The sequence below is a fragment of the Pseudomonas sp. XWY-1 genome (assembly GCF_002953115.1).
Classification (GTDB): Bacteria; Pseudomonadota; Gammaproteobacteria; order Pseudomonadales; family Pseudomonadaceae; genus Aquipseudomonas; species Aquipseudomonas alloputida.
In genome coordinates this window covers 1583201-1595873 of record NZ_CP026332.1, presented here as the reverse complement: position 1 = coordinate 1595873, position 12673 = coordinate 1583201, and the positions used below count along the sequence as shown (strand labels likewise).

The window sequence follows — 12673 nt, the reverse complement described above, 5'->3', positions numbered from 1 at the left end:
GCATTCGATTTCGTCGATGCCCTGGAGCTGAGCAGTGCTCATGACGCTTGTCCTTGTTGTTGTAGGCTGACAACAACATAGGCTGCGGGTGTTTAAAATATCAAGCAGCCTATTGGGTGGCTGTCCCGGCCTCTTCGCGGGTGAACCCGCGCCTACAGGTGGATGCGATCCTTGTGCCGGCGCCGCCCCCCCCTACTCCCGCAAGGTCATGCCATTGGCCGGCAACGGCAACGCCGTCTTGTAGCGCACCTGCTTCAGGGCAAAACTCGAGCGAATATTGGCTACCCCTGGCAAGCGCGTCAGGTAATCGAGAAACCGCTCCAGCGCCTGGATGCTCGGCAGCAGCACCCGCAGCAGGTAATCCGGATCGCCGGTCATCAGGTAGCACTCCATCACCTCGGGCCGCTCGGCGATCTCTTCTTCAAAGCGATGCAACGACTGCTCCACCTGTTTTTCCAGGCTGACATGGATAAACACATTCACATCCAGCCCCAGCACCTCAGGCGACAGCAAGGTCACCTGCTGGCGGATCACCCCCAGCTCTTCCATGGCCCGCACCCGGTTGAAACAAGGCGTGGGCGAAAGGTTCACCGAGCGTGCCAGCTCGGCATTGGTGATGCGGGCGTTCTCTTGCAGGCTGTTGAGAATGCCGATATCGGTACGATCGAGTTTGCGCATAAGACAAAATCACCGGTTTTTTGTGTTTATGCGGAATGTTTATCTGCCCCGCTCAGCAAAGGCAATCAACTTGAGAGAAAAATTCTCCTGCCGTGCCACTAAGATGTAGGTGACGCTGACTTACCAGTCACAAGCCGGTACTCAGCGGCGGCCGCTTCAGAGCTCACAAAAACAAATACCCGAGCGAGCGTAAAAAGCATGAACGAGTACGCCCCCCTGCGTTTGCATGTGCCCGAGCCCACCGGCCGGCCAGGCTGCCAGACCGATTTTTCCTACCTGCGCCTCAACGATGCAGGTCAAGCCCGTAAACCCGCTATCGATGTCGATGCTGCCGACACTGCCGACCTGTCCTACAGCCTGGTCCGCGTGCTCGACGAGCAAGGCGATGCGCAAGGCCCCTGGGCCGAAGACATCGACCCGCAGATCCTTCGTCAAGGCATGCGCGCCATGCTCAAGACGCGGATCTTCGACAGCCGCATGGTGGTTGCCCAGCGCCAGAAGAAGATGTCCTTCTACATGCAAAGCCTGGGCGAAGAAGCCATCGGCAGCGGCCAGGCGCTGGCGCTGAACCGCACCGACATGTGCTTCCCGACCTACCGCCAGCAAAGCATCCTGATGGCCCGCGACGTGTCGCTGGTCGAGATGATCTGCCAACTGCTGTCCAACGAGCGCGACCCCCTCAAGGGCCGCCAGTTGCCGATCATGTACTCGGTGCGCGAAGCCGGCTTCTTCACCATCAGCGGCAACCTGGCGACCCAGTTCGTACAGGCGGTCGGCTGGGCCATGGCATCGGCGATCAAGGGCGATACCAAGATCGCCTCGGCATGGATTGGTGACGGCGCTACTGCCGAGTCGGACTTCCACACCGCCCTCACCTTTGCCCACGTATACCGCGCCCCGGTCATCCTCAACGTGGTCAACAACCAGTGGGCCATTTCCACCTTCCAGGCCATCGCCGGTGGCGAGTCGACCACCTTTGCCGGCCGTGGCGTGGGTTGCGGTATTGCTTCGCTGCGGGTTGACGGCAACGACTTCGTCGCCGTGTACGCCGCCTCGCGCTGGGCGGCCGAGCGCGCCCGCCGCGGCCTGGGCCCAAGCCTGATCGAGTGGGTCACCTACCGTGCCGGCCCGCACTCGACGTCGGACGACCCCTCCAAGTACCGCCCTGCCGACGACTGGAGCCACTTCCCGCTGGGTGACCCGATCGCCCGCCTGAAGCAGCACCTGATCAAGATCGGCCACTGGTCCGAGGAAGAACACCAGGCCGTCACGGCCGAGCTCGAAGCTGCGGTAATTGCCGCACAGAAAGAAGCCGAGCAATACGGCACCCTGGCCAACGGGCACATCCCGAGCGCCGCCTCGATGTTCGAGGATGTGTACAAGGAGATGCCCGAACACCTGCGCCGTCAACGCCAGGAACTGGGGGTTTGAGATGAACGACCACAACAACAGCATCAACCCGGAAACCGCCATGGCCACCACTACCATGACCATGATCCAGGCCCTGCGCTCGGCCATGGATGTCATGCTTGAGCGCGACGACAATGTGGTGGTGTACGGCCAGGACGTCGGTTACTTCGGCGGCGTGTTCCGCTGCACCGAAGGCCTGCAGAACAAGTACGGCAAATCGCGCGTGTTCGACGCGCCCATCTCCGAGAGCGGCATCGTCGGTACCGCCGTGGGCATGGGCGCCTATGGCCTGCGCCCGGTGGTGGAGATCCAGTTCGCCGACTACTTCTACCCGGCCTCCGACCAGATCGTCTCCGAGCTGGCCCGCCTGCGTTACCGTTCGGCCGGCGAGTTCATTGCCCCGCTGACCCTGCGCATGCCTTGCGGCGGCGGCATCTATGGCGGCCAGACTCACAGCCAGAGCCCGGAAGCGATGTTCACCCAGGTGTGCGGCCTGCGCACCGTGATGCCGTCCAACCCTTATGACGCCAAAGGCCTGTTGATTGCCTCGATCGAATGCGACGACCCGGTAATCTTCCTGGAGCCCAAACGCCTGTACAACGGCCCGTTCGATGGCCACCACGACCGCCCGGTAACACCGTGGTCGAAGCACCCGCACAGCGCCGTGCCCGACGGTTATTACACCGTACCGCTGGACAAGGCCGCCATTACCCGCCCTGGCAATGACGTGACCGTGCTGACCTACGGCACCACGGTGTACGTGGCACAGGTGGCCGCCGAAGAAAGCGGCGTCGATGCCGAAGTGATCGACCTGCGCAGCCTGTGGCCGCTGGACCTGGACACCATCGTCGAGTCGGTGAAGAAGACCGGCCGTTGCGTGGTGGTGCACGAGGCCACCCGCACCTGCGGCTTCGGTGCCGAGCTGGTGTCGCTGGTGCAGGAGCACTGCTTCCACCACCTGGAGGCGCCGATCGAGCGCGTCACCGGCTGGGACACCCCCTACCCTCACGCACAGGAATGGGCTTACTTCCCAGGCCCTTCGCGGGTAGGTGCGGCACTGAAAAAGGTCATGGAGGTCTGAATGGGCACGCACGTCATCAAGATGCCGGACATTGGCGAAGGCATCGCGCAGGTCGAGTTGGTGGAATGGTTCGTCAAGGTCGGCGACATCATCGCCGAGGACCAGGTGGTGGCCGACGTAATGACCGACAAGGCCACCGTGGAAATCCCCTCGCCGGTCAGCGGCAAGGTGTTGGCCCTGGGTGGCCAGCCCGGGGAGGTGATGGCGGTCGGTAGCGAACTGATCCGCATCGAAGTGGAAGGCAGTGGCAACCATGTGGATGTGCCTCAGCCAAAACCGGTAGAGGCCCCGGCGGCCCCCATTGCAGCCAAGCCGGAACCGCAGAAAGACGTAAAACCCGCCGTGTACCAGGCGCCCGCCAACCACGAAGCTGCGCCCATCGTGCCGCGCCAGCCGGGCGACAAGCCGCTGGCCTCGCCTGCCGTGCGCAAACGCGCCCTGGATGCCGGTATCGAACTGCGTTATGTGCATGGTAGCGGCCCGGCCGGGCGCATTCTGCACGAAGACCTCGACGCCTTCATGAGCAAGCCGCAAAGCAATGCCGGGCAAGCACCTGATGGTTATGCCAAGCGCACCGACAGCGAGCAGGTGCCAGTGATCGGCCTGCGCCGCAAGATCGCCCAGCGCATGCAGGACGCCAAACGCCGGGTCGCGCACTTCAGTTATGTCGAGGAAATCGACGTCACCGCCCTGGAGGCCCTGCGCCAGCAACTCAACAGCAAGCACGGCGACAGCCGTGGCAAGCTGACCTTGCTGCCATTCCTGGTACGCGCCCTGGTCGTGGCGCTGCGTGACTTCCCGCAGATCAACGCGACCTACGATGACGAAGCGCAGATCATCACCCGCCATGGCGCGGTGCATGTGGGCATTGCCACCCAAGGTGACAACGGCCTGATGGTGCCCGTGCTGCGCCACGCCGAAGCGGGCAGCCTGTGGGCCAATGCCGGCGAGATTTCGCGCCTGGCCAACGCTGCACGTAACAACAAGGCCAGCCGTGAAGAGCTGTCCGGCTCGACCATCACCCTGACCAGCCTTGGCGCCCTGGGTGGCATTGTCAGCACGCCGGTGGTCAACACCCCGGAAGTGGCAATCGTCGGGGTCAACCGCATGGTCGAACGGCCAGTGGTGATCGACGGCCAGATCGTCGTGCGCAAGATGATGAACCTGTCCAGTTCGTTCGACCACCGCGTGGTCGATGGCATGGACGCCGCCCTGTTCATCCAGGCCGTGCGTGGCCTGCTCGAACAACCCGCCTGCCTGTTCGTGGAGTGAGCATGCAACAGATTATCCAGACAACCCTGTTGATCATCGGCGGCGGCCCTGGCGGCTATGTAGCAGCCATCCGCGCCGGGCAACTGGGCATTCCTACCGTACTGGTGGAAGGCCAGGCACTGGGCGGCACCTGCCTGAACATCGGCTGCATCCCGTCCAAGGCGCTGATCCACGTGGCCGAGCAGTTTCACCAGGCCTCGCGCTTTACCGAACCCTCGCCGCTGGGCATCAGCGTGGCTTCGCCGCGCCTGGACATCGGCCAAAGCGTCACCTGGAAGGACGGCATTGTCGACCGTCTGACCACCGGTGTTGCCGCCCTGCTGAAAAAGCACGGGGTGAAAGTGATGCATGGCTGGGCCAAGGTACTGGACGGCAAACAGGTCGAAGTCGATGGCCAGCGTATCCAGTGCGAGCATCTGTTGCTGGCGACCGGTTCCAGCAGTGTCGAACTGCCTATGCTGCCGCTGGGTGGCCCGGTGATTTCCTCGACCGAAGCCCTGGCGCCGAAAACCCTGCCGCAACACCTGGTAGTGGTCGGCGGTGGCTATATCGGCCTGGAGCTGGGCATTGCCTATCGCAAGCTGGGTGCACAGGTGAGTGTGGTGGAAGCGCGTGAGCGCATCCTGCCGACCTACGACAGCGAATTGACCGCCCCGGTGGCCGAGTCGCTGAAGAAACTGGGCATAGCGCTGCACCTGGGCCACAGCGTCGAGGGCTACGAAAATGGCTGCCTGCTGGCCAGCGACGGCAAGGGTGGGCAACTGCGCCTTGAGGCCGACCAGGTACTGGTGGCCGTGGGCCGCCGGCCGCGCACCAAGGGTTTCAACCTGGAATGCCTGGACCTGAAGATGAACGGCGCCGCCATTGCCATCGACGAGCGCTGTCACACCAGCATGCACAACGTCTGGGCCATCGGCGACGTCGCTGGCGAACCGATGCTGGCGCACCGGGCCATGGCCCAGGGCGAGATGGTCGCCGAAATCATCGCCGGCAAGGCCCGACGCTTCGAGCCGGCAGCGATTGCCGCCGTGTGCTTTACCGACCCGGAAGTGGTGGTGGTCGGCAAGACCCCGGAACAAGCCAGCCAGCAGGGCCTGGACTGCATCGTCGCGCAGTTCCCGTTTGCCGCCAACGGCCGGGCCATGAGCCTGGAGTCGAAAAGCGGTTTCGTGCGGGTGGTGGCGCGCCGTGACAACCACCTGATCGTGGGTTGGCAGGCGGTTGGCGTGGCGGTCTCCGAGCTATCCACCGCGTTTGCCCAATCGCTGGAGATGGGCGCGTGCCTGGAAGATGTGGCCGGCACCATTCATGCCCACCCAACGCTCGGTGAAGCGGTACAGGAAGCCGCACTGCGCGCCCTGGGCCACGCCTTGCATATCTGACACTGAAGCGGCCGAGGCCGATTTGGCCCGCTGCGCCGAGAGGCGCTGCGGGTCTTTTTTCATTCAGGCCATCTAAGCCTCCAGAAAACAGCGCGCTCTTTGAGGGGCTAGTGTGGTGTTTTGCAAATACGGCCAATAACTCGCGAGCGATTTTTGCGCTCAGGCAAGGCGTCGCGACGAGTCGTAGCCCAGCTACGGCGAGGAGCGACAACGCCGCATGAGCGCAAAAAGCGCCGCGAGTTATGGTCGTTATTTGTGAAACACCACACTAGCTACTCGGCAATTGCGTTCTTGCCTGTCCCCTTGGCCCTGTAGAGCGCCTTGTCGGCACGCGCCAGCAGCGCGTGCTGGTCCTCCCCTTCCCGCCATTGCACCACGCCATAGCTCATGGTCAGCCGGCAATCACCCACCGGCTCCACCTGCTCCAGCATCTGACGCAAGCGCGCCGCCACATCCAGCGCCTCCCCCAACGTGGTCTGCGGCAGCACGATGACGAATTCGTCGCCGCCCCAGCGCGCCAGCAGGTCCAGCTCGCGCAAGCAGGTGCGCAGGCTTTCGGCCACCCGGACCAGCGCCGCATCGCCACGGGCGTGACCGTAGCGGTCGTTGATCGGCTTGAAATCATCCATGTCCATGGCAATCAGCGACAACGGCTGGCGGAAGCGCTGGGCGCGCTGGCACTCCAGCTGCAACGCGCTCTCCAGCCGGTAACGGTTGGCGACACGGGTCAACGCATCGCGTTCGGCCAATTCACGGTTTTCGTCCAGTTGCCGCTGCAACTGCTGGTTCACCCAGGACAACTCACGAGTGCGTTCGGCCACCTGAAACTCCAGCGACTGGTTCTTCTGTTCCAGTTGAGACACCAAACGCTTGCCAGCGTCGATATTGCGGTGCGCACCCAGCATGCGCGCCACGGAACCGTCCTCGTTATGCGCGATGATGTAGCCGCTGTCTTCGATCCAGATGTAGCTGCCGTCCTGACAACGGCAACGGTATTCAATGCGGTAGCGCTCGTTGCGGTGATTGATATAGGCCTCGAAATGGGCCATTACCCGTGGGTAGTCTTCGGGATGGATCACGCTTTCCCAGGTAAATACCGAGTTGGCCATGGAGTGGCTGGCATAACCCAGCATGCTGTACCAGCCCGGGTTGCGATAGACGTAACCGGTATTGGCATTCCAGTCCCAGATGCCATCGCTGATCAAATCGAACAAGGTGTGCAACTGCTGTTCACTGAAGCCGGCAGGTACCGGCCTGGTGTCTTGACTCATGGACGCTCTCCCTGATGCCCAGCAACTGCGCTCCGATCAAGGGGCTGCCGACAGTGGTGTTGATTGCCGCGAGCGGCAAGATGATGCCTATCACGGGCAAGCATATGCCCACCCGCGTGCAACCGAAATAGCGCCAACGCCCTGATTTCGACCGGCACAGCGCTGGCATGGCTTTTGCGCTTGGTAGCTGCCAACGAGATTTCCAAGGAGGAAACATGATAATCGCCCCTAACGGCGTCAGCTGGCAGCCCACGCTCCACCAGCCTCGGTACACCAGCGATGAGCAGACAGTGGCCCAGATTGCACCGCTGCGCACGCCAATAACCACCGCCAACACGGCGAGCCAACAACAGAGCGGGGGCAGCACCGCTCAGCAAAACGCTGAGGATGCTCGTGCAGAAGCCTTTGCCAAATTCAAGGTGATGCTGCAAAACCTGGGTTCTGCGACCACCGAGCCGGTCATCGGAGAACCACTGCCGCCCAAGACTGCCCGACAGGAATTTCACGACTTCATGTCCAAGTCGCCCGGCGAGATGATCAAGGAAAAACTGCTGCGTGAAATAGGCCTGACCGAAGAAGAGTACGACGCCCTGCCGCCCGAAATGAAAGCAAAGGTCGACGAGTTGATCGCCCAGCGCATGAAAGATGACATCGAGCGCAAGATCGAGGAGAAAGCGCAAGAGCAGGTCGCCAAGGTGGACGGCGGTGTGGGTGAAGAGCAACAAGCGGCACGCCCGGTATGAGGGAGTGGCAGCGGCCGGTAAGGAGAGCGCCGCGGTTCGTCCAAGGCGAACCAGCCTGAACGGTTTGAAGGCGTCCGGTGGCGTCGATGTTCAGGTGGTGCATGGCTTCGCTAACTGCACCGCTACCGGCGCCATCACCGGTCTCAGGAAAAATCGGCAGGATGTTGTGCAGAGAATTCGTTTGAGGTCCTTGGCCTTATTGTCCAGGGTGGCAGGCTGGTAGCTATTTGCCACGCGTGGACGCAGGCGCATGACGATGCCTGCGTAGGGGAACGATGCCGGATCCCCCCTAAAATAAGAGAGGACAAGGAAATGCAATCACACGGTTTGAAGCAAAGCCTCAAGCAGCGGCATATCACCATGATCGCGCTGGGTGGGGTGATCGGTGCAGGGCTGTTCATGGGCTCGGGCTCACTGATCGCATCGGCAGGGCCCGCGGCCATACTGTCGTATTTCATTGGTGGCCTGGTGGTCACCCTGGTCATGTTCATGCTGGGCGAAATGGCCTGCCGCAACCCGGATGCAGGGTCGTTCTCGACCTACGCCAACACCTACCTCGGCGACTGGGCAGGGTTTGCGGTCGGCTGGCTGTACTGGTTCAAGTCGATGATGACCATCACCCTGGAAGCGGTACTGCTGGGCGCCATCCTGCATGACTTCCTGCCCTGGCTACCGATCTGGGCAGGCGCCTTCCTGATGCTGGTGACACTCATGGCCAGCAACGCCTACTCGGTGCGTTCGTTTGCCGAAGTAGAGTATTGGCTGGCCGCGATGAAGGTCGCCACCATCCTCATCTTCATGCTGCTGGGCGTCTCGATCCTGCTCGGCCTGCACAGTGAGATTCCCGCCCCCGGCCTGATCAACCTCACCGCCCATAACGGCTTCATGCCCAACGGCCTGTCACCGGTGATGGCCGGCGTTATCGTGGTCATTTTCTCCCTGGGCGGCAGCGAAATTGCCGCCGTGGCCGCGGGTGAGTCAGAGAACCCGCGACAGAACGTGATCCGCGCGATCAAGAGCGTGATCCTGCGGGTGATGCTGTTCTACGTAGGTTCTGTATCGATCCTGATCCTTTGCCTGCCCTGGACCGACAAGGCCAACCTGGCCTCGCCCTATGTTTCGCTGTTCAGCCTGGCCGGGTTCGGTGGTGCGGCAGTGGCCATGAAACTGGTGTTGTTCGTCTCGTTCATGTCGGTGATGAACTCGTTCATGTTCTCCAACTCACGCATGCTGTTCTCGCTGAGCCAGCGCGGTCACGCGCCCAAGCTCTTCTCGCGCACCAGTGCCAAGGGCGTACCGATCAATGCACTGCTGCTGAGCCTGTCGATCTGCACGATGATCCTGACCGTGCACTTTGTCAGTGGCGGCGACCTGTTCATGACCTTGGCCAAGAGTACCGGCAGCCTGGTCATGGTCGTATGGATCTTCATCATCATCGCCCACGTGGCCATGCGCGTGAAAACCCGCCACGAAGCGGTCGCCCCAAACGCCTTCCGTGCCTGGCTGTTCCCCTACACCAATATCATTGCGCTGTTCGCCTTGCTGGCAGTCATCGGCACCCAGGCGTTCGACCCGGCATCGCGTTTCCAATTCTGGTTCACGGTGCTGACGGTACTGCTGGTGGTGGCGGGGTACTTCCTGATGCGCCAGCGACTGGCCTCAAGCACGGCGTTATGCCACGAACGTGATGCGTGACAGCGCTGGCCAAGCGCAGGTGCTGTCAACAGCAGCACGGCGGCGACAAAGGCGACGGAGACAATAATGGGAATGACGAGAATGGCGTCCCAGGCAGGAATTGAACCTGCAACCTTCCCCTTAGGAGGGGGATGCTCTATCCAATTGAGCTACTGAGACGCTACGACCGGCAGCGAGCGCTGCACAGCGGGATGGCCAGCATGTTAACCAGCATGCTGGCGTTTGTCATGCCTGAACTGGGCTTTTTCGCGTAATCCTTTTCTGCGGCTGCTATCCCCGCGGTAGTACGCCCTGATCGCGAAGCAGCGAAACGAATGCGGCGACCGCCGCCTCCAGTGTGGAAGAATTATCCAGCACATGCACCGACGGGTCGGCTGCAGCTTGCAAGCGTACGCTGCGCGCCAGGCGCTGCTCCACTTCTTCTGCGCTTTCCCGGCCCCGGGCCAGCAAGCGCTGGCGCAGCACCTCAGGCTTGACCTCGACCAACACGGCCAACATATCCGGGTAGCGCTGACGGGCTTCTGGCAGATAAGCCCGCGAGCCATTCACCAGCACTGCCCTCCCCGCCGCCAACCACTGGTCCACCTGCCGGGGTATGCCATAGTCCAGGCCATTGGCCCGCCAGTGCATGGCAAACGCACCCTGCGCACGCAAGGTATCAAACTGCTCAGGCGTGACCCCTTGGGCAGCTTCGCCTTTGGCTTCGGCCGAACGGGTGATGACCCGGCGGGCAATTTCTACCCCGGCGGCGGCCAGTTGCTCACGCGACGCGTCGATCAGGGAATCTTTCCCGGAACCCGACGGCCCAACCAGAAATATCAACCGGCCCGTCCCTGATCGGCGGTCGCTTGCGTCATGTTGCATAGCCACTATGCTCTATGGAGGGAACCGGCGCATTCTAGGGCTTTTCTGGGCATTTTTCTGCGTTTTACCGATTGTTGACGGCAAAAGACTGACGGCCAGGCTAGCCAGAGCATGTAAAACTTTTCAAACCAGTGCTCATTTCTGATAATTGGTACTGGCATAAAGCCTTTATCCGGATCACTATTTGTCACATAATTGACGCCAAGCAAACGGCGACCATGAGGCAAGATGAGCATCCATTTTTCACTGGCGGTTGAACATTTTGTCGTCGCCACGGTCGTACTTCCATCCCGTGCGGCCAATTTGAGAACCGCTTCCCCTGAACCAAACTCTGGTCAATTTATATGCGCCCAATGAAACAGGCTATTTATTCGAGCCGCACTGCTGACAAGTTCGTCGTCCGCCTGCCTGACGGAATGCGTGAGCGCATTGCCGAGGTAGCACGCAACCACCACCGCAGCATGAACTCCGAGATCATTGCACGCCTGGAACAGAGCCTTATCCAGGAAGGTGCGCTGGGTGACGAACTGAGCATGCGCCTGGACAGCCCTGAACTGTCCCTGCATGAGCGCGAGTTGCTGCAGCGTTTCCGCCAACTGTCCCATCGCCAGCAGAACGCCCTGGTCGCCCTCATCGCTCACGATGTGGAAATGGCCGCAGACGCCTCCTGAGGGCTGCAGCGAACACGAGAAAGCCAGCGTAAGCTGGCTTTTTTGTGGGCGTCTGACTGGCAGCAAGGCCATTTCCCTGCGGGATTGTTCCCGCAGGGAGGATTGGCTTACAACAGGAACAACGTGGCCAGCCCAAGGAAGATGAAGAAACCACCGCTGTCGGTCACAGCAGTGATCATCACACTCGCCCCCATCGCAGGGTCGCGCCCCAAGCGGGCCAAGGTCATCGGGATCAGCACGCCCATCAGCGCCGCCAATAACAAGTTCAAGGTCATCGCCGCGGTCATCACCACCCCCAGCGACCAGCTGCCATACAGCCAGAAAGCCACCGCACCAATCACGCCGCCCCAAACCAGGCCGTTGATCAGCGACACCGCCAACTCCTTGCGCATCAAGCGGCTGGTATTGCCTGGCGACACTTGGTCCAGGGCCATGGCGCGGACGATCATGGTAATGGTCTGGTTACCAGAGTTACCACCAATACCCGCAACGATCGGCATCAACGCAGCCAACGCCACCAGCTTTTCAATCGAACCTTCGAACAACCCGATCACTCGCGAAGCAACGAACGCGGTAATCAGGTTGATTGCCAGCCACGCCCAACGGTTGCGGAACGAACGCCAGACCGAGGCGAAAATATCTTCCTCTTCACGCAGACCCGCCATGTTGAGGACTTCGCTCTCGCTTTCCTCACGGATCAGGTCAACCATTTCGTCGATGGTCAGACGGCCGATCAGGCGTTCACTCTTGTCCACCACCGGGGCGGATACCAGGTCATAACGCTCGAAAGCCTGCGCTGCATCGTAGGCATCTTCCTCGGGCTGGAAGGAGACAGGGTCGGTCGCCATGACCTCCGCCACCTTCTTCTCCGGGTCGTTGACCAGCAGGCGCTTGATCGGCAATACCCCCTTGAGGATGCCGTCGTAATCGACCACGAACAATTTGTCGGTGTGGTTCGGCAGTTCTTTCAGGCGGCGCAGGTAGCGCAGCACCACTTCCAGGCTGACGTCTTCGCGGATGGTGACCATCTCGAAGTCCATCAGCGCACCGACCTGCTCCTCGTCGTAGCTCAGCGCCGAACGCACCCGCTCGCGTTGCTGGGCATCGAGGGTTTCCATCAGCTCGTGAACAACGTCACGCGGCAGCTCTGGGGCGAGGTCGGCCAGTTCGTCGGCGTCCATCTCCTTGGCGGCAGCCAGCAGCTCGTGATCGTCCATGTCGGCGATCAGCGATTGGCGAACCGAATCGGAAACTTCCAGCAGGATGTCGCCATCGCGCTCCGAGCGCACCAGCTGCCAGACCGTCAGGCGATCTTCCAGGGGCAAGGCTTCGAGGATGTAGGCGATGTCGGCGGGGTGCAGGTCATCGAGCTTGCGCTGCAGCTCAACGAGGTTCTGGCGGTGGACCAGGTTTTCCACCAGGTCGTTGTGCGCGCCTTCCTGGCGATGGGTCAGGTCTTCGACCATGCGCTGGCGCTGCAGCAGTTCGACCACCTGGGCCAGGCGATCCTGCAGGCTTTCTTGCGCTTTTTTAACTTCTACTTCGGTCATAGGCGAACTCCACTCCCAGCAGCGGAGCACGCCGAGGGAATCAATCGGTCAGATCT

The 12673-nt window shown here is 61.5% G+C and carries 12 protein-coding genes and 1 tRNA gene; 7 read left to right on the top strand and 6 right to left on the bottom strand.

Annotated features, from left to right (window positions below):
- Positions 1 to 192: 192 nt before the first annotated feature.
- Positions 193 to 678, bottom strand: coding sequence for a Bkd operon transcriptional regulator BkdR (gene bkdR / locus PRJ_RS07665; protein ID WP_003254485.1), 486 nt, complete (start codon positions 676 to 678; stop codon positions 193 to 195).
- Positions 679 to 876: 198 nt separating this feature from the next.
- On the opposite strand from bkdR, the gene PRJ_RS07660 reads away from it, so the two are divergent.
- Genes PRJ_RS07660 through lpdA form a run of 4 tightly spaced genes read left to right on the top strand, consistent with a single transcriptional unit; the run spans position 877 to position 5823 of the window.
- Complete coding sequence (locus PRJ_RS07660) at positions 877 to 2109, top strand: 3-methyl-2-oxobutanoate dehydrogenase (2-methylpropanoyl-transferring) subunit alpha (RefSeq protein ID WP_003254486.1); 1233 nt, start codon at positions 877 to 879, stop codon at positions 2107 to 2109.
- 1 nt (position 2110) lies between these two features.
- Positions 2111 to 3169 (top strand): alpha-ketoacid dehydrogenase subunit beta, encoded by a 1059-nt coding sequence (locus tag PRJ_RS07655; RefSeq protein WP_012051588.1) that lies wholly within the window; start codon positions 2111 to 2113, stop codon positions 3167 to 3169.
- Positions 3170 to 4441, top strand: coding sequence for a dihydrolipoamide acetyltransferase family protein (locus tag PRJ_RS07650; RefSeq protein WP_010955112.1), 1272 nt, complete (start codon positions 3170 to 3172; stop codon positions 4439 to 4441).
- 2 nt (positions 4442 to 4443) lie between these two features.
- Positions 4444 to 5823: a dihydrolipoyl dehydrogenase gene (gene lpdA, locus PRJ_RS07645; protein ID WP_104961039.1), complete on the top strand. Its 1380-nt coding sequence runs from the start codon at positions 4444 to 4446 to the stop codon at positions 5821 to 5823.
- 272 nt (positions 5824 to 6095) lie between these two features.
- Here lpdA and PRJ_RS07640 read toward each other — a convergent pair whose 3' ends face one another.
- Entirely contained in the window at positions 6096 to 7094 is a 999-nt protein-coding gene (locus PRJ_RS07640; RefSeq protein WP_104961038.1) for a diguanylate cyclase domain-containing protein, read from the bottom strand.
- Positions 7095 to 7309: 215 nt separating this feature from the next.
- Here PRJ_RS07640 and PRJ_RS07635 point away from each other — a divergent pair, with 215 nt between their 5' ends.
- Together PRJ_RS07635 and PRJ_RS07630 are read left to right on the top strand one after the other, a co-directional pair.
- Entirely contained in the window at positions 7310 to 7837 is a 528-nt protein-coding gene (locus PRJ_RS07635) for a hypothetical protein (RefSeq protein WP_104961037.1), read from the top strand.
- A gap of 312 nt (positions 7838 to 8149) precedes the next feature.
- Entirely contained in the window at positions 8150 to 9532 is a 1383-nt protein-coding gene (locus PRJ_RS07630; RefSeq protein ID WP_104961036.1) for an amino acid permease, read from the top strand.
- Positions 9533 to 9614: 82 nt separating this feature from the next.
- Here the strand turns inward: PRJ_RS07630 and PRJ_RS07625 are convergent.
- The 3 genes from PRJ_RS07625 to PRJ_RS07615 form a co-directional block, all read right to left on the bottom strand.
- A tRNA-Arg gene (locus PRJ_RS07625) sits at positions 9615 to 9691 on the bottom strand.
- Between the two features lie 111 nt (positions 9692 to 9802).
- Positions 9803 to 10396: a phosphonate metabolism protein/1,5-bisphosphokinase (PRPP-forming) PhnN gene (gene phnN, locus PRJ_RS07620; protein ID WP_104961035.1), complete on the bottom strand. Its 594-nt coding sequence runs from the start codon at positions 10394 to 10396 to the stop codon at positions 9803 to 9805.
- A 5-nt stretch (positions 10397 to 10401) separates the two neighbouring features.
- A complete protein-coding gene (locus PRJ_RS07615; RefSeq protein ID WP_129932598.1) occupies positions 10402 to 10671 on the bottom strand; it encodes a hypothetical protein in 270 nt (89 codons plus the stop codon).
- Between the two features lie 69 nt (positions 10672 to 10740).
- On the opposite strand from PRJ_RS07615, the gene PRJ_RS07610 reads away from it, so the two are divergent.
- Positions 10741 to 11067 carry an Arc family DNA-binding protein gene (locus tag PRJ_RS07610; protein ID WP_003254499.1) on the top strand — a complete coding sequence of 109 codons (327 nt, stop codon included), beginning with the start codon at positions 10741 to 10743 and terminating at the stop codon, positions 11065 to 11067.
- A 107-nt stretch (positions 11068 to 11174) separates the two neighbouring features.
- Here the strand turns inward: PRJ_RS07610 and mgtE are convergent, their stop codons facing one another.
- The gene (gene mgtE / locus PRJ_RS07605) at positions 11175 to 12617 is read right to left on the bottom strand and encodes a magnesium transporter (protein ID WP_003254500.1); all 1443 of its coding nucleotides are present in this window, start codon (positions 12615 to 12617) and stop codon (positions 11175 to 11177) included.
- Between the last annotated feature and the right edge of the window lie 56 nt (positions 12618 to 12673).

Coding starts and splice junctions, on each gene's coding strand:
- PRJ_RS07610 (WP_003254499.1), top strand. CDS start 10,741: ATGCGCCCAATGAAACAGGCTATTTATTCGAGCCGCACTGCTGACAAG.
- phnN (WP_104961035.1), bottom strand. CDS start 10,396: ATGCAACATGACGCAAGCGACCGCCGATCAGGGACGGGCCGGTTGATA.
- PRJ_RS07630 (WP_104961036.1), top strand. CDS start 8,150: ATGCAATCACACGGTTTGAAGCAAAGCCTCAAGCAGCGGCATATCACC.
- PRJ_RS07635 (WP_104961037.1), top strand. CDS start 7,310: ATGATAATCGCCCCTAACGGCGTCAGCTGGCAGCCCACGCTCCACCAG.
- PRJ_RS07660 (WP_003254486.1), top strand. CDS start 877: ATGAACGAGTACGCCCCCCTGCGTTTGCATGTGCCCGAGCCCACCGGC.
- PRJ_RS07655 (WP_012051588.1), top strand. CDS start 2,111: ATGAACGACCACAACAACAGCATCAACCCGGAAACCGCCATGGCCACC.
- lpdA (WP_104961039.1), top strand. CDS start 4,444: ATGCAACAGATTATCCAGACAACCCTGTTGATCATCGGCGGCGGCCCT.
- bkdR (WP_003254485.1), bottom strand. CDS start 678: ATGCGCAAACTCGATCGTACCGATATCGGCATTCTCAACAGCCTGCAA.
- PRJ_RS07650 (WP_010955112.1), top strand. CDS start 3,170: ATGGGCACGCACGTCATCAAGATGCCGGACATTGGCGAAGGCATCGCG.
- mgtE (WP_003254500.1), bottom strand. CDS start 12,617: ATGACCGAAGTAGAAGTTAAAAAAGCGCAAGAAAGCCTGCAGGATCGC.
- PRJ_RS07640 (WP_104961038.1), bottom strand. CDS start 7,094: ATGAGTCAAGACACCAGGCCGGTACCTGCCGGCTTCAGTGAACAGCAG.